The organism is Anabaena cylindrica UHCC 0172 (assembly GCF_034931625.1).
Taxonomy (GTDB): domain Bacteria; phylum Cyanobacteriota; class Cyanobacteriia; order Cyanobacteriales; family Nostocaceae; genus Anabaena; species Anabaena cylindrica_A.
Map to the genome: position 1 here is coordinate 13,996 of NZ_JAYGGY010000007.1, position 17,915 is coordinate 31,910.

The window sequence follows — 17,915 nt, forward strand, 5'->3', positions numbered from 1 at the left end:
AGAGATTCTCCACAAAAATGTGACCTTTGTGGCTACTAAATGATGAAAACGTCACAATGGGGAATGGGTAATTGGTAATTGGTAATGGGTGATTGGTAATTCCGAGCATATTTATCTTTTTTCTGTCAACTGTCAACTGTCACCCGTCAACTGTTACCTATCACCGGCTTCCATAGATAATCTTAAATAAGGAGTTTAATTTCAGTGGTATTACACGTAGAAAACAGTAGTTACGAAGCAAAAACCCAAGAAATCGCTAAACAGGTTCTTGCGGCTACTCAGGAAAATCGCTCTTTTTTGGCTGCTTTACGGGATCAAATGCGTTGGGATGATAAGTTACTCGATTGGGCTATGAGTAATCGTGGTTTACGGGTGCAACTTTTTCGCTTCATCGACACTCTACCTGCTTTACATAGTAAATCAGAAATTGCGTCTCATTTGCAAGAATATTTGGGAGATGAGTCTGTAGAATTACCCGCAGCTTTGAAGGGTATGCTCAATTTTGCTAATCCTGATTCTATGCCGGGACAGGTTGCAGCGACAACTGTGGGAACTGCTGTGCAAACTCTGGCACATAAATATATTTCTGGGGAAAATATTAAACAAGTCATCAAAACGGTTGAAAGACTGCGGAAGGATAAGATGGCTTTCACTATTGATTTACTGGGTGAAGCGGTAATTACGGAAGCGGAAGCGCAGTCTTATTTAGAAAGATACTTGGAGTTAATGCAGCAATTGGTGGAGGCTTCGCAAAAATGGACGAAAATTCCGGCTATTGATGAAGCTGATGGTGAAAGTATCCCCAAGGTGCAAGTTTCTGTCAAGTTAACGGCGTTTTATTCTCAGTTTGATCCTTTGGATGCTGAAGGTAGTGAGGAACGGGTGAGCGATCGCATTCGTATTTTACTACGTCGGGCGAAGGAGTTGGGTGCAGCCGTCCATTTTGATATGGAACAGTATGCGTATAAGGATATTACTTTCAATATTCTCAAAAAACTTTTGCTAGAAGAGGAATTTCGCCAACGTACTGATATTGGCATGACTATTCAGGCATATCTGCGCGATAGTGAACAAGATGCAAAAGATATCATTGCTTGGTTAAAACAACGGGGTTATCCTCTAACTGTTCGTTTGGTGAAAGGTGCGTATTGGGATCAGGAAACTATCAAAGCTGCTCAAAAGCATTGGCCACAACCGGTTTATAATGATAAAGCGGCTACAGATGCGAATTTTGAGACAATTACGCAGATATTGTTAGAAAATCACGAGTATGTCTATTCTGCCATTGGAAGTCATAACGTGCGATCGCAATCTCGCGCCATAGCCATAGCAGAAACTCTCCAAGTTCCCCGTCGTCGCTTTGAAATGCAAGTCCTCTACGGCATGGGTGATAAAATAGCCAAAGCCTTAGTAGATAAAGGTTATCGTGTGCGGGTTTATTGTCCCTACGGTGAACTTCTCCCCGGAATGGCTTATTTAATCCGGCGATTATTGGAAAATACGGCGAATAGTTCGTTTTTACGGCAAAATCTGGAAAATCGTCCGGTTGAGGAGTTGTTAGCACCTCCGATTTTATCTCACGCAAAGGCGCAAAGTCGCAAAGAAGAAAATACAAGTTTTGTTGGTGTTGCGGATACTGATTTTGCTGAGGAGGAGAAAAGGAGTAAATCAAGTTTAGCTTTTGAGGGTGTGCGTCAAGAGTTGGGGAAAACTTATTTACCTTTTTTGAATGGGGAATATGTAAATACGACGACGTTTGTTGATTCTCTTAATCCTTCTAATTTTAGTCAGGTGGTTGGGAAAATTGGACTTCTGAGTGTTGAACAAGCTGAGGAAGCAATGAAGTTTGCTAAATCTGCTTTTCCTGCTTGGAAGAAAACCCCAGTTAAACAACGTGCTGATATTTTGCGAAAAGCTGGGGAATTAATGGAACAACGACGCGCTGAACTTTCAGCGTGGATAGTTTTAGAAGTAGGAAAACCTGTTAAAGAAGCTGACGCGGAAGTTTCGGAAGCAATTGATTTTTGTCTTTATTACGCTGAGGAAATGGAACGGCTTGATAAAGGTGTAATTTATGACGTTTCGGGGGAAAATAATCGTTATATTTACCAGCCGAAAGGCATCGCTGTCGTGATTTCTCCCTGGAATTTTCCTTTGGCGATTGCTTGCGGAATGACTGTTGCTGCTTTAGTTTCCGGGAATTGCACCTTACTCAAACCTGCGGAAACCTCTTCTGTAATTACTGCGAAATTCACAGAAATTTTAATAGAAGCGGGAATACCAAAAGGTGTTTTTCAATACGTTCCTGGGAAAGGTTCTCAAGTTGGTGCTTATTTAGTCAATCATCCTGATACTCATGTAATTGCTTTTACTGGTTCTCAAGAAGTAGGCTGTAGAATTTACGCAGAAGCTGCAATTCTCAAACCTGGTCAAAAGCATATGAAGAAAGTAATTGCGGAAATGGGAGGGAAAAATGCAATTATTGTCGATGAAAGTGCTGATTTAGACCAAGCTGTTGTGGGAGTTGTGCAGTCTGCTTTTGGTTATAGTGGCCAAAAATGTTCTGCTTGTTCACGGGTGATTGTGCTTGAACCAATTTATGATGCTTTTGTGGAAAGATTGGTGGAAGCAACGAAATCTTTGAATATCGGTGAAACGGAATTACCAAGTACCCAAGTTGGTCCAGTGATTGATGCTAATTCGCAATCACGCATTTTGGAGTATATTCAAAAAGGGAAAGACGAGGCAAAAGTCGCTTTGGAATTACCCGCACCAAGCCAAGGTTATTTTATCGGTCCCGTGATTTTTTCGGAAGTACCTGCAAATGGGATAATTGCACAACAGGAAATATTTGGTCCCGTGTTAGCAGTAATTCGGGTTAAAGATTTTGCAGAAGCTTTAGAAGTTGCGAATGGCACAAATTACGCTTTAACTGGTGGACTTTATTCCCGCACACCTTCCCACATTGAACAAGCACAAACAGATTTTGAAGTTGGGAATTTATACATTAACCGGAATATTACCGGGGCGATAGTTTCCCGTCAACCGTTTGGTGGTTTTAAACTTTCTGGTGTTGGTTCAAAAGCTGGAGGACCTGATTATCTTTTGCAATTTCTAGAACCGAAAACGGTAACAGAAAACATCCAACGTCAAGGTTTTGCACCTATTGAAGGTGCTGATTAAAACAAATTCTATAGAAAAAAAACAGATCCTCGACTTCTTAAAAAAGCAGGGGATCTTGTTGATGAATTACGTTACGCCATCAAAATGATGTAATATTTTTTGATGTGCGTAAATGTTAAAAATTGTTTGCCTCTTGATTTCGATTTATCCGCTTTCTCAATGCCCAAAGACTAATTAGCGCAGCAAATGCAGCCCCAAGAGAGTCCATAATTAAATCAATAATTGTGTCATCTAAACTTTCAATTACTTGAGTGTCGAGAATTTTACCAGCAGACCATTCGACAACTTCCCATAAAGCACCAATAGCAATTCCAAAACTGGTAATTGTGATTAGATACAAGAGTACATGATTCCGAAATAAACTAAACATTGAACTATAGACTAAAAAACTTAGTGCTAGGGTAATTGCAAAAGTCGTATAAGCATGAACAATTTCATCATAAGGACCAGGCTTACCAAATAAATCCCATACCCAACCAGTAGCATTTAGCAATGCAGCCAAGACAAACAAAAAATCAAACAAGGTAGGCAATTTATCATCTTTGATCACAAATATAAAGGCTACAATCAGGAAAAATGATAGACTTAAGGCATTGAACCACTTACCTTGAACTGCTGCCGCTAGGACAAAGATTGCTAATACAGCTTGTCCTACCCACGCGATAACTCGATAACCTTGCCAATTTTGACTTTTCATACATATTTTTCCAAAAATATTAATTTACAATATCATTTTTCTAAACCCAGTTTTATGTAAATTTATTTAATAAATAACTAGGAGTTTAAAGGTGATTACTAACTGGTTTTAAAACTAGATTTAGAGGATGATTCTGGGCTTGCTTATTGGTAATTATTGATGCCAAATGAGCAATTTTTGACTTTTGGATCTCGACTATTTTGGGAATGCAAATCAATTCATGAACGTTATTAATCTGGATATCTCAGAACAAGTCTTTTTTGGTTTTTTAATCTTCCATTTCCAAAATACCAACTAATATGTGACCTATTTCTTCAATATCATCAGGGATTCTCAAAAGTGTCATATCTTGAGTAATTTGTTTTTGTTGACGATCTAATTTACCAAACCGCCAAATTTCTCCAGTAGTCACAGAACCATACAATACAGATTTGTTTTCTTCAATCTCTGATAAAGCAATTAATTCCACTGCAAGTTGAGTAAATCCTCTTGTCAAATCATCATTTTTAGCTTCAATGACTAATAAACTTTGGTGAGAACGTAATAGGTAATCTAGATTTCCTTTTAACCAATTGTTAACATTAATTGCATACTCTATTTTCATCTGACATTGACAATAAGTAATAACCTCTAAGAGAAGAGGTGAAACTAAAGTTTCTCGTCTAGCTGTTTCATTATTTAAGCTGACTAATGGTAAGAAAGATGTAATTTTATCTTTAAGTTCTGCAATATTTTTTAATAAGTTTGCAGTCTTTGGTAGAGTAATCGCTTTTTTAATAAATGAGTAACCTAACTCAGCTAGAATTTCTTCTATATCATAAGGTAGTTCAAAATAAGATCGAAAGGTGTAAGATTGTCCTTCTTGGAGAATTTTCTGTTTAGTCATACTACCTCCTACATAGATACATCAATTATCGCTTTAGTCTTAAAAATAACGTAATTGCATATTTGTTTCTTGCCTGATCATCAGTATAATCTTATTTTTAGAATCAATTAATTATCTTCTTAAATATGAATACACCAATAGATATCCTTATTCTCTCCAATGGTCCAGGGGAAGTCACAACCTGGGTGCGTCCGGTAGTAAAAGCGTTAAGAGAAAAACTGGGTGATAACAGAGATGATGTCAGAATTTCTGTAATTTTATCACCTTGTCCCCATGCTAGTGGAAAAGAGAGAGCGATCGCACTTTCTTACCCAGAAGTTGATAGAGTCCAAGCCGCAGAACATTTTTGGAAATTTCTACTTTGGGGAAAAACCGCAGAAAGTTGGGACTGGAGAGGTAAAGGTGTAGTCGTATTTCTCGGTGGTGATCAAATTTTCCCCATTATCATTGGTAAAAAGTTGGGGTATAAAACAGTAGTTTACGCTGAATGGGAAGCCCGTTGGCACAATTTAATCGACCGTTTTGGGATAATGACAGCGAGAGTTGCAGAAAAGGTTTCACCTAAATATGCTCATAAATTTACCGTTGTCGGTGATTTGATGTTAGAAGCAGCGGCACAAGATCACCTCAAATCCAAAATCCAAAATCAAGAATCTAAAATTGAAATGATTGGGCTTTTACCAGGTTCAAAAGCTGCAAAATTAACCCAAGGCATACCTTTAACCTTAGCTATTGCTGAATATATCCATACAAAAAGACCTCAAACTAAGTTCGTACTTCCTGTTGCGCCCACTTTAGATTTACAAACTTTAGCTAGTTTTGCAAACCCTCAAAAAAACCCTTTTATGGAAATTTTTGGTACTAATAGTACAGCTTTAATTATTCCCGAACAAGGTAAGCCAATATTAAAAACAGCAACAGGTTTAACTGTTGAATTATACCAAGAAAACCCAGCATATCAATTATTATCCCAATGTTCTCTTTGCTTAACTACAGTTGGTGCAAATACCGCTGAACTTGGTGCTTTAGGTGTGCCAATGATTGTTTTATTACCAACTCAACAAATGGATTCTATGCGTTCGTGGGATGGTTTACCGGGGTTGTTAGCTAATTTACCGGGAGTGGGTACAAATTTTGCTAAATTGATTAATTGGTTTTTCCTCAAACGCATAGGTTTATTATCTTGGCCAAATATTTGGGCGCAGGAAGAAATAGTCCCAGAACTTTTGGGAAAACTTAAACCGCAAGAAGTTGGAGAAATGGTTTTAGACTTTTTAGAAAATCCCGAAAAATTGGCGGCTATGCGCGATAAATTACGAAGTGTGAGAGGTGAAGGTGGTGCTGCGGATAAATTAGCAAATTTGGTAAAGGAAGAGTTATTCTAGAAACTTGCTACAAAAAAATACAGAGGATTTAAATTTATGAACGCACCATCTAGCATTATTCAACTTGTTGAACATTTTCACCAACAAATAGATTTATATCGTTCTGGTAGTTTAAATGAAACACAAACTAGAATTGAATTTATAGATCCATTTTTTGCAGCATTAGGATGGGATATCAGAAATGAAAGACTAGCTTCTGATATTTATAAAGATGTTGTTCATGAAGATACTTTAAAAATTAGTGATGCAAAAAAGGCAAAAGCCCCGGATTATAGTTTTCGCATAGGTGGAGTGAGAAAGTTTTTTATTGAAGCTAAAAAACCATCTGTCAATGTTGGTAAAGATATTAGTGCTGCTTTTCAAGTTAGACGTTATGGATGGTCAGCAAAATTATCTTTGAGTATTTTAACAGATTTTGAAGAATTTTCGGTTTATGATTGTCGAATTATGCCGAATAAAAATGATCCAGCATCAATAGCCAGAATTAAACATTTTAAATATACAGAATATATAGAAAAATGGGAAGAAATTTATAGTCTTTTTTCTAAGGAAGCTGTATTAAATGGTTCTTTAGAAAAGTTTGCTGAAACTAAAGTTAAAGCTGGAATTACTGTTGACAAAGCATTTTTACAGGAAATCGAAACTTGGCGAGAAAATTTAGCTGCTAATATTGCTTGGCGAAATCTGCAAATTACACAACGAGAGTTAAACTTTGCAGTACAGATGACAATTAATAGAATCGTCTTTTTACGTATTTGTGAAGATAGAGGAATTGAAATTTATGAACAATTATTTAATCTATTAAGATTAGAAAATATTTATCAGGAATTAGGGCGTTTATTTATTAATGCAGACTATCGTTATAATTCTGGTTTATTTCATTTTCAAACTGAAAAAGGACGGGATAATCCAGACGATTTTACCCTCAAACTTAAAATTGAGGATACTACTTTAAAACCAATTATTAGAAAACTCTATCCTCCTGAAAGTCCCTATGAGTTTTCTGTGATTCCTGTAGAAATTCTAGGACAGGTTTATGAGCAATTTTTAGGTAAAATTATTACTTTATCAGCCAGTCGTCAAGCTGTTGTCGAAGAGAAACCAGAAGTGAGAAAAGCAGGAGGTGTTTATTACACTCCTAGTTATATTGTCGATTATATTATTAAACAAACTATTGGCAAGATTTTAGAGGGTAAGAAACCAGAAAAAATCCAAGAAATTACAATTATTGATCCAGCTTGTGGTTCAGGTTCTTTTTTAATTGTAGCTTATCAATTTTTATTAGATTGGTATTTGCAACAGTATCTGCAAAATCTCAAAAAATATAAAAATAAAGTATATCAAATTACGGGTGATAGTTGGCGTTTAACTTCAACTGAAAGAAAACGAATTTTATTAACTCATATCTACGGAGTTGATATTGATCAACAAGCAGTGGAAACAACGAAGTTATCTTTGTTATTAAAGGTATTAGAAGGTGAGTCTGGAGAAACAATCACGAAGCAGTTAGAGTTATTAAAAGAAAGGGCTTTACCGGATTTAGATAATAATATTCAATGTGGTAATTCTTTGATAGATGGGAAGTTTTATCAAAACATTCAGCTTAATTTATTAGATGAAGATACAGCTTATCGAATTAATATTTTTGACTGGGAAGAAGCTTTTTCCACAATTATGAAACGAGGGGGATTTGATGTGGTTATCGGTAATCCTCCTTATATTAGAATTCAAGCTTTAAAAGAATGGGCTTCTCTAGAAGTTGAGTTTTATAAAAATCAATATATTTCTGCTAGTAAGGGAAATTATGATATTTATGTTGTCTTTGTAGAGAAAGGATTAGATTTATTAAAAAAAGATGGACGATTAGGTTTTATTTTACCTCATAAGTTTTTTAATGCACAATATGGAGAATCTTTAAGAAAGTTAATTTCTGAAGGTAAATATCTTGAAAATATTGTCCACTTTGGAGATCAACAAGTGTTTCCAAAAGTTTCTACTTATACTTGTTTGTTTTTCTTATCTAAAACGAAAAAATCAGAATTAACTTTTATTCAAGTGAAGGATTTATTTCAATGGATTATTGATGGTACTACGGAAGAAACATGGATTTTCAATGAATCTATTACTGATAGCAATTGGGACTTTAGTAAAATCAAAAATTCTGTTTTATTTGATAAATTTAAAACTTCTAGATTTGTTAATTTAAGTCAGCTAAAAAATAATATTTCTCAAGGTATCAGAACTAGTGCGAATGAAATATATGTTTTAGATTTAATTTCTCAAGAAGATAAGTTATTACAAGTATATTCTAAAGCTTTAAGTAAAACGTTCACAATTGAATCTAATTTGACATCGCTTTTTTTACAAGGTAAGGAAATCAAGCCATATCAACTGCTATATTCTTGTAAATTATTGATTATTCCTTATGAGTTAATTAATGGAAGTGTTTGTCTTATTAATGAAGATAAATTGCAGACTAACTTTCCTTTAACTTTTGATTACCTAATGCAAAATAAACAATTCTTGGAAAATAGAGAAAAAGGAAAAATGCTTGGTTCAAGTTGGTATGCTTATATTTATCCTAAAAATATTGAACTTATGAAAAGGCCTAAAATATTAGTTCCTGACATTGCAAATAAATCTTCTTTTGCTTGGGATGAAAAAGGAGATTATGCTTTTACCAGTGGTTATGGAATTACACTTAAGAGTAATGTGCAAGAATCAATTCAATATATTTTAGGATTACTAAATAGTAAATTATTGGATTTTTACCTCAAAAATATTAGTACCACAATGCGAGGAGGTTTTTTTCGTTACTTTACTCATTTCATTGAACAATTACCAATTCGATTAATTGATTTTTCTAATTCAAAAGATATAAAAAATTATGAACGCATAAATCAACTTGTTGAACAAATGCTTTCCCTCCATCAACAACTAAATGAAGCACAAACACCCCCAGCTAAAAAAAGAATTCAACAACAAATTAAATCTACTGATAGACAAATCAATCAATTAGTTTATGAACTCTATGAATTAACTGATGAGGAAATAGCTATTGTTGAAGGTGCATAAATTAGTTTTAAGAGGAAGTTTGAAAAGTCCCTCATTGTGTATCACATATTTTCAGATCCCCCCAACCCCATTAAAAAGTGGGCTAAATTCATCAAAGTCCCTTTTTTTAAGGAGGATTTAAGGGGGATCTACAAGTGTTAAATACCACACGAAAAACTTTTCAAACAACCTCTAAGTAGGAAAATCTACCCGCAACTGATTGACGACTTGATCTAATCCGACGGAATGGGCTGCTTTAAATAATAAGCGATCGCCCTCCTGCATATAATTCTTCAATCTCGCTACCAAATCGGCATGGGTAGCAAAACACTCAGAAGGTATACCAAAAGCGCTTTTAGCGATAGTTTCCGCATCTTGTCCATCTACCAAAACCAGCAAACCGTCTAACTGCAAATTCTGCACCATTTCGCCAACTTGTTGATGCAGTTCTGGGGATCTTGCCCCCAATTCCTTCATTGCCCCTAAAACAGCTATTTTCCGCTTTCCGGGGGTATCTGCCAGCAATTGCAACGCTGCTAACATCGCTTCTGGGGCAGCATTGTAGGTTTCATCTAAAATTAAAATATCATTAGCTAAGGTAAATCGTTGCGATCGCCCATCAGGCATATTCACCACTACCCCAGCTTGTAGAGATTTCCAATCAATTTCTAATACCTGGGCTACTGCTAAAGCCGCTAAAAAATTACTAGCATTATGACGACCAGGTAAGAGTAAAGGTAAACGCATTCCTGCCACTTCTACCACTTCGTTATCAATTAACTTCCCTTGAATATCCCCACCAGAAAAGCCATAACTAATCACTTTCCCCTGCCAAAATCTTGCCGCTGTCTCCATTAATAAAGGATTATCATAATTCAGAATCGCCACACTATGACTAGGCATTTCTGCCAATAATTCGCATTTCGCCTCAGCTATGGCTAATTCTGAACCAAGCAACTCAATATGTGCCGTTCCCACATTGGTAATTACTCCAATTGTTGGTTTCGCGATTTGCGTCAGTTCGGCAATTTGTCCTCTCCCTCGCATTGCCATTTCTATCACAGCGAAATCATCTTCTGCACTCAGTTCTAACAAAGTTTTCGGGACACCAATTTCGTTATTGAAATTCCCATAGGTTTTGTGAACTCGTCCCTGAGTGGCTAAAACTGCGGCGATTATTTCCTTGGTTGTGGTTTTACCCACCGAACCCGTTACCCCAATCACCGGCATAGTAAAGGAATCACGCCACCAACTAGCAATTTGCTGATATGCCTTGAGGGTGTCTTTTACCTGCAATACGGGAAATCCAGGGTTTTCATATTCGTAATCTACAATAGCTGCGATCGCACCTTTAGCGATCGCTATCTCCACAAAATTATGTCCATCAAATTTTTCCCCTCGTAAAGCGATAAACACTTCACCAGGCTGCAAAATTCTGGTATCTGTTTGCATACCAATGCCTAATTGAGCTAAAGCAGATGTAGATATGTTAACAGGATTGGCTAAAAGAACTTCAACCAGTTGGGATAGAGTAGCAGAGACAGGCATACTGATAAACGATAGAGTCTTGAAATCAGATAACCAAATCCTACAATCCTTAGGGTCAGAAATAACGCATCAGTTTCAATACTTTTAAACTTCACAAAACTATTTATTTACAAAACTTCATTAAGGAATATTTATTCAGAGAAAACACACAAAAGATACAGCGGTCTTCTTTATTAAAAAAATATATTTCTGATTGTAGTAATTATGTACTGTAAAAAATATTTTGCCTACTCTCCATCAATGGCGTTTAATCAGCCAATTTCCTGTGTAGAGTCATACCCCTGATTCGTCATCAATGAAGAAAAAAACAAGCTTGCTTTTTTCTCTTCCCCCCTACTCCCTGGTGTAAATAACCGTCCCAATAGCGGTACAGTTACCTGCGGGATTTATCAATTCCAGGTAAACCTGCAACGCTGTGAGACTTGTAGGGCTTGCTGTTCCCATGATTAACACAAAGGGAACACGGACAGAGAATTTTTTGGTTGCCGAAGCACACCTTGAAAGTGAACTTAGTGTTCTCCTGTTTTTTCAATCGTCTCAATCACTGCCAAACCTATACTCGAAGCTGCAATCAAAAGAATTGCTGATATCAAATAGGCATTGGTCAACATTCGGAGGGCATCGTCAAAAAACATATAGGTGGTCATTTGTTCACCTTCAGAACTTTAAGCGGCTGCTAGTACTATTAATGCCTCAGCATCCAGATGGATTGATCTTGCTGATTAATCCCTAGCAATAGCATCTTAACAAAACTTTAGCTCTTTCAGGAGATCATGACAAATTTTTATCTCTAAAGATTTGATGAATTTAGCCTTGATTTAGTGAGAAACAATACAGAAAAATACTATAAGTAAAAATAACGCCACTCATAAGTACCGTAAACCCTTTAATAATTTCGTGTCATTGATTACATCTACCGAGAGGAAGATTATGGAATATTTACATTTAGCAATATCCACCAATCGCCTATTATTACAGCCGATATCACTCAAATATAAGGAAGATATTTTTCGAGAATTCACTACTGAAATTACAACTTATTTATATGCTGTCCCACCTAGAAAAATTGAAGATACTGAATTTTTCATTAATGAATCTTTACTAGAAATGCACAAAGGAGAGAATTTAATCATTGTAATTTTAAAGAAAGATTCTCAAGAATTTTTAGGCTGTAGTGGCATATATAAAATTAATAGTAAATCTCCGCAAATGGGAATTTGGTTGAAAAAATCAGTACATAATCAAGGCTATGCAACAGAAGCAATTAGATCATTGAAGCAATGGGCTGATGATAACTTAGATTACAAGTATTTGAGATATCCTGTAGATCGTGAAAATGCTCCCAGCCGCAGGATTATAGAAAAACTAGAAGGGCAAATTTTTGGAAAATATCAGCATACTAATTTAAGTGGTAAAGCCTTAAATATACTTGAGTATAGAATCCACAAATCAGCAGATATCTATACTAAAAAAACAGCACTAGGCTAAACAGCGTTCAATAGTGGCAACCACTGATTTTGATAATGATGATAAATCATAGCCACCTTCTAACCCAAATAAGATTTTGCGAGTTACACCTAAACAATATTCTGTGAATAAACCAAAATCTTCAGGTTGCAAATTGACACTTGCTAAAGGATCATCTGTTAAAGCATCATAGCCAGCACTAATGATCAGTAAATCTGGCTGAAAGTTATTTAAGAAAGGTAAAATCAAACTTTTCCACAGGGGTTGATAGTCAGTAATATCACTACCAGGACGTAAAGGTAAATTGAGAACATTCTGATGTAAACCTTTTTCGGAAGCTTTCCCAGTACCGGGATAAGCTGGGTATTGATGTAGAGAACAATATGCAATTTGTGAATGAGTCTCCACTATTGCTTGAGTACCATTCCCATGATGAACATCCCAATCTAAGATAGCGACGCGGTTAACTCCTGGTTGTTGTAAAGCGTATAAAGCCGCAATAGCCGCATTAGAAAATAAACAAAAGCCCATTCCTACATCACTTTCGGCATGATGTCCAGGTGGACGCGCTAATACAAAAGCGGGATTTTCCTGTTCTAAAACCACATCTACCCCTTCTAACCAAGCGCTAACCGCTAACAAAGCTACGTCATAACTGCGGGGGGAGACTGGGGTGTCTCCATCTAAATAACCACCACCACTGGAAGCTATCGCTTGTAGTTTGTTAATGTATGTTGCAGTATGGGCAGTTTCTATCCAAGACATCAACCCTGATTTGAGGGTAGGAGACAGCCATTCTAGTTTTTCAGCAAAGTTAGCAGTTTTTAAAGCATTGACAATAGCTGTTAAGCGTTCCGGTTTTTCGGGATGATAGCGTCCGGTTTGGTGTTCTAGAAATTCATCAGAATATATGACTGGTAACATGGACGAGAAAAGTCAAAACACTGAATCTAATTCTAACCTGACTAATCCTTACTCAAACCGGTCATGCCATTGTCAGGTTCATCTACCATATCAGGAACTAAAGCTGGATTTCCGCGTTTTTCCATTGCTGATTGTTCTCGGATAACATCATCCATTTTTGGTGGATGTTTAATTTTGTCAAGTAACTCTGGACTTAATTGTGATGCGTCTTCTTCAGGGTTCAGCTTTTTGGATTGATTGGGAACTGTTTCTTGATTCATGAATTTTTTCATAACTTTATGAATCTAGCCTAAACAATCTGATGGTTAAATTTACCTATCTATAGACGTAATTGTGATCTAAAAATTTATCAACAAAAAGACTTAGAGAGAGCTTTTTTACCAATTGTTGGACTTTTCAAACACCCTCTTAGAGAAGGGAAAGGTGGTGCAACGGGGAAATCATGAAGAATTGCGATCGCAAGCAGGGACTTATAGTTATTTACTAGATCAGTAAAAATGCACCCTCGTGATGATTGGGTTTATTTTTGAACTGTTCTGGTATATAATCTGTTTGATTTGGGGTCATGTTTTCAACTACTAGAAAACTTGTGCAGTATAGATTTTGGCAGTTTTTGACCCCTCTTTGATTAGTCTGCGTCAGAAATTGTGGTTAAGTCATCATCACAGGAGTGAGTATACAGATGGAGAGAGGGAGGTTAGAAGCATTTAGTGATGGCGTGATAGCTATTATTATCACCATTATGGTGCTAGAACTGAAAGTGCCTCATGCTGATGATTTGGATGCACTACGTCCGTTGATTCCAGTATTTTTGAGCTATGTGCTGAGTTTTATTTATCTCGGTATTTATTGGAATAACCATCATCATCTACTACAGGCAGTTCGACATATTAATGGTCGTATCCTTTGGGCTAACTTACATCTTCTATTCTGGTTATCCCTCGTTCCCTTCGTCACTGCCTGGATGGGTGAAAACCACTTTACTCAATTGCCAGTTGCCCTTTATGGGACGGTTCTATTGTTTGCTGCAACGGCTTACTTTATCCTGTCTCAATCTCTAATTAATCATCACGGCAATGATTCCACTCTAGCGATCGCTCTCGGTAAAGACTTCAAGGGAAAAATATCATTGGTAATCTATGCTGTAGCAATTTTAGTGAGTTTTGTGAACTCCTGGTTTGCCTGTGCCTTGTATGCGGTGGTTGCAGTTATGTGGCTTATCCCTGACCGCCGAATTGAGAAGAATATGACTCCGTGAAGATGTACACACTATCGAATTTGGACATAATATAAATCAACCATAATTGGTTATTGCCAACTTTTAAGACAGCATATTAGCAAGGTGCGTCAGATATATAAAATCGTAAGGATTCAGGATACAGAATATTTGATATAGCTGGGAACAGAAGAGAAAAATATTATTCCTTCTTCTTTCTCCTTCTTCCTCCTGACTCCTTACATAAAATCTGCTAATTGTGCCAAATAATCGAATCTGATGCAGACTACAAGAGACAGAAACCTATGCTTGATATTTAGTATTTTCTGTGAATGCGTCAATCCTAATAACGTAAGTTGCTAGTTAGGGAAAATGTCTGATATGGCTAACGCCACGCTTCGCGAACAGGATATCCAGGATTTAAGGATTTACAGGATTAAAACAGAAAATTATTCACTAATGACCAATGACCAATGACCCATTACCGTTCTCAACTAGATAACTAGCAACTTGAGTTAATATGATTAATTGCTGTCCGTTATTTTTAGCTGAAAATATTGGCTTTCATGATAAATTCATACCGATTAATTTATCAACAAAAAACGTTTAAATTAATATTTAAATTCTTGTATTATAACTTTTAAATTCGTGTTTTATATCTGAGATAAGATTTTAATTTGAAGTTTCTATTGGATGAGATTTTTGTTGAGCTACTCTGGCGACAAACCAGGCTGAAATATGTTAAAATTATAGCAAAATATGACAATTATTCAAGACTAATTTGACATAATTTTGTATTTTATCAAGTACAAAGGCTAAAACCTGCATTTTTTGGAGTTTTGTAGTTTATGACAACCTCACAGGAGAGGATTATCCCGACAGATTTGCGAAACGAAATGTCGCGATCTTATCTGGAATACGCCATGAGCGTAATTGTAGGTCGGGCGCTGCCAGATGCCAGGGATGGTCTAAAACCTGTGCATCGACGCATTCTCTATGCCATGCACGAGTTGGGTTTGCTGCCCGATCGCCCTTTTCGGAAAAGCGCCCGTGTAGTGGGGGAAGTTTTAGGTAAATTTCACCCCCACGGTGACACGGCTGTGTATGATGCGTTGGTGCGGATGGCGCAGGATTTTTCAATGCGATCGCCTTTAATCAACGGACATGGTAACTTTGGTTCCGTAGATAATGACCCGCCGGCGGCAATGCGGTACACAGAATGTCGTTTGCAAGGTCTAACCAGCGCCGCATTATTGCAAGATATTGAGTCGGAAACGGTAGATTTTGCCGATAACTTCGACGGTTCCCAACAAGAACCCACAGTTTTACCCTCACGTATCCCCCAACTACTACTAAATGGTTCTTCGGGAATTGCGGTGGGGATGGCCACAAACATTCCTCCTCACAATTTAGGAGAAGTGATTGATGGATTGGTGGCACTAATTCACAATCCCGAAATCACCGAAATCCAGTTAATGCAGTATATCCACGGGCCAGACTTCCCAACTGGGGCTTTGGTTTTAGGAACAGCTGCAATCAAAGAAGCTTACACAACTGGGCGTGGTTCCATTACCATGCGCGGCGTTGCCAATATTGAAACTATTGAACAACGGGGTAGGCCAGAAAAGGAAGCAATTATCATCACAGAATTGCCCTACCAAACCAACAAAGCGGCAATGATTGAAAAAATTGCTGAGTTGGTGAATGATAAGCGCATTGATGGGATTTCTGATATTCGGGATGAGAGCGATCGCGATGGGATGCGAATCGTCATAGAATTAAAACGCGATGCCTATCCCCGTGTTGTTTTAAATAACCTTTACAAACAAACCCCACTGCAAGCCAACTTTGGCGCGAATATGTTGGCGTTGGTGAATGGTGAACCCCAAATCCTCACCATCAAAGACTTCTTAACAGTCTTCCTCGATTTCCGCATTGAAACCATTAACAGAAGAACCCGGTTCCAACTGCGGAAAGCCCAAGAACGAGATCATCTTTTACAAGGTTTATTAATTGCCCTATCTCATTTAGATGCAATTATTGTCTTGATTCGCCATGCACCAGATGCACCCACAGCCAAAGGGGAGTTAATCACAACCTATGGACTTTCGGAAGTACAAGCAGATGCAATTTTGCAAATGCAATTGCGACGGTTAACAGCCCTAGAAGCCGATAAAATTCGTCTGGAACACGAAGAATTACAAAATATAATTGCTGACTTGCAAGATATTTTGGACAGACGGGAACGGGTGTTAGAAATTATTGAAACCGAAATTGCCCAAATTAAAACTAGCTTTGCTACACCCCGACGCACACTCATTACCCACGGTGAAGGTGATTTAGATGATCTTGACCTAATTGCTAATGAAAAAGTCCTAATTCTGATTACAAAACAAGGCTACATCAAACGGATGCCCGTGAGTACCTTTGAAGCCCAAAGCCGCGCTACAAGAGGCAAAGCCGGGGCTAAAGTCAAAGAAGATGACACTATTGAGCATTTCTTCACGTGCTGCGACCACGATAGCGTACTATTTTTTAGCGATCGCGGTGTCGTTTACTCAATGAGAACCTATCAAATCCCCCTTGGTTCCCGTACCAGTCGCGGTACACCCATCGTCCAGATGTTACCCATCCCCAAAGAAGAAAAAATCACCTCCATCGTCCCTGTAGACGAATTTAGAGACGATGAATATTTGGTCATGCTCACCAAAGGCGGTAACATCAAAAAAACCTCATTGGCAGCATTTAGTCACATTCGCGCCAACGGTTTAATTGCCATATCCTTAGAAGAAGGCGACCAACTACGCTGGGTACGGAGAGCAAAAGTAGAAGATAGCGTCATAATTGGTTCCCGTAACGGCATGGCTATTCACTTCCGCTGCACCCACGCACAACTGCGTCCCTTAGGTAGGGCTACTCGTGGAGTCAAATCCATGAAACTCAAAAAAGGTGACGAATTAGTGGGAATGGATATTCTTCCAGCCGCAATTCTAGAGACTTTGAATACCGAGACAGAAGCGGAAATCGAAGAAATCATCGACGCTGAAGAAACCATAGAAGTAACCGCAGAAATCATCGAGACAGAAGAAACCACAGAAGAAATCGCAGAAATCACCGAGACAGAAGAAACCACAGAAGTACCTGTCAACATTACTGGACCTTGGGTATTAGTAATTACGATAGGAGGATATGGAAAGCGCGTCCCAGTAGGACAATTCCGACTCCAAAATCGTGCCGGTCAAGGTTTAATGGCCACCAAATTCAAAAACCGCAAAACCAAAGACAAACTAGCAACTTTGCATATTGTCAACAACGACGAAGAAATCATGATGGTCACAAATCGCGGTATCATTATTCGTCAGGCGGTGAATGCAATTTCCGTACAATCACGTTCAGCTACTGGGGTGAGAGTACAGCGTTTAGACGAGGATGATGCCATTACCGGAGTAGCGATTGTCCCAGCAGATACGGTTGAAACTGGTGAACTTGGTGAAACTGGTGAAACTGTGGAACTTGGCGAAACTGGCGAGTTAGAAGCAGCTGAATAACGATAAA

General features: G+C 37.6%; 12 protein-coding genes. 6 read left to right on the forward strand and 6 right to left on the reverse strand.

Going from position 1 to position 17,915, the window contains the following annotated elements:
* Positions 1–204 precede the first annotated feature (204 nt).
* Complete coding sequence (gene pruA / locus VB713_RS03415) at positions 205–3,183, forward strand: L-glutamate gamma-semialdehyde dehydrogenase (protein ID WP_323310182.1); 2,979 nt, start codon at positions 205–207, stop codon at positions 3,181–3,183.
* Between the two features lie 115 nt (positions 3,184–3,298).
* Here the strand turns inward: pruA and VB713_RS03420 are convergent, their stop codons facing one another.
* Entirely contained in the window at positions 3,299–3,880 is a 582-nt protein-coding gene (locus tag VB713_RS03420; protein WP_323310183.1) for a hypothetical protein, read from the reverse strand.
* Between the two features lie 268 nt (positions 3,881–4,148).
* Positions 4,149–4,766 carry a hypothetical protein gene (locus VB713_RS03425; protein WP_323310184.1) on the reverse strand — a complete coding sequence of 206 codons (618 nt, stop codon included), beginning with the start codon at positions 4,764–4,766 and terminating at the stop codon, positions 4,149–4,151.
* Between the two features lie 125 nt (positions 4,767–4,891).
* Between VB713_RS03425 and VB713_RS03430 the strand changes: the two genes are divergently transcribed.
* Entirely contained in the window at positions 4,892–6,151 is a 1,260-nt protein-coding gene (locus tag VB713_RS03430; protein WP_323310185.1) for a lipid-A-disaccharide synthase, read from the forward strand.
* A gap of 36 nt (positions 6,152–6,187) precedes the next feature.
* Positions 6,188–9,226 (forward strand): Eco57I restriction-modification methylase domain-containing protein, encoded by a 3,039-nt coding sequence (locus VB713_RS03435; RefSeq protein ID WP_323310186.1) that lies wholly within the window; start codon positions 6,188–6,190, stop codon positions 9,224–9,226.
* Positions 9,227–9,397: 171 nt separating this feature from the next.
* Here the strand turns inward: VB713_RS03435 and VB713_RS03440 are convergent, their stop codons facing one another.
* Positions 9,398–10,753, reverse strand: coding sequence for a UDP-N-acetylmuramoyl-tripeptide--D-alanyl-D-alanine ligase (locus VB713_RS03440; protein WP_323310187.1), 1,356 nt, complete (start codon positions 10,751–10,753; stop codon positions 9,398–9,400).
* Positions 10,754–11,262: 509 nt separating this feature from the next.
* Complete coding sequence (locus tag VB713_RS03445) at positions 11,263–11,400, reverse strand: hypothetical protein (RefSeq protein WP_323310188.1); 138 nt, start codon at positions 11,398–11,400, stop codon at positions 11,263–11,265.
* Between the two features lie 283 nt (positions 11,401–11,683).
* Between VB713_RS03445 and VB713_RS03450 the strand changes: the two genes are divergently transcribed.
* Entirely contained in the window at positions 11,684–12,241 is a 558-nt protein-coding gene (locus tag VB713_RS03450) for a GNAT family N-acetyltransferase (protein WP_323310189.1), read from the forward strand.
* On the opposite strand, the gene VB713_RS03455 is transcribed toward VB713_RS03450, so the two are convergent.
* Positions 12,233–13,144, reverse strand: coding sequence for a histone deacetylase (locus VB713_RS03455; RefSeq protein ID WP_323310190.1), 912 nt, complete (start codon positions 13,142–13,144; stop codon positions 12,233–12,235). The two genes, VB713_RS03450 and VB713_RS03455, sit on opposite strands and share 9 nt — an antisense overlap.
* Positions 13,145–13,185: 41 nt before the next feature.
* The gene (locus VB713_RS03460) at positions 13,186–13,404 is read right to left on the reverse strand and encodes a hypothetical protein (protein WP_323310191.1); all 219 of its coding nucleotides are present in this window, start codon (positions 13,402–13,404) and stop codon (positions 13,186–13,188) included.
* A gap of 422 nt (positions 13,405–13,826) precedes the next feature.
* Here VB713_RS03460 and VB713_RS03465 point away from each other — a divergent pair, with 422 nt between their 5' ends.
* Both VB713_RS03465 and gyrA read left to right on the forward strand, forming a co-directional pair.
* Complete coding sequence (locus VB713_RS03465) at positions 13,827–14,402, forward strand: TMEM175 family protein (protein ID WP_323310192.1); 576 nt, start codon at positions 13,827–13,829, stop codon at positions 14,400–14,402.
* 806 nt (positions 14,403–15,208) lie between these two features.
* Positions 15,209–17,908, forward strand: a complete 2,700-nt coding sequence (gene gyrA / locus VB713_RS03470) for a DNA gyrase subunit A (RefSeq protein WP_323310193.1) — start codon at positions 15,209–15,211, stop codon at positions 17,906–17,908.
* Positions 17,909–17,915 lie beyond the last annotated feature (7 nt).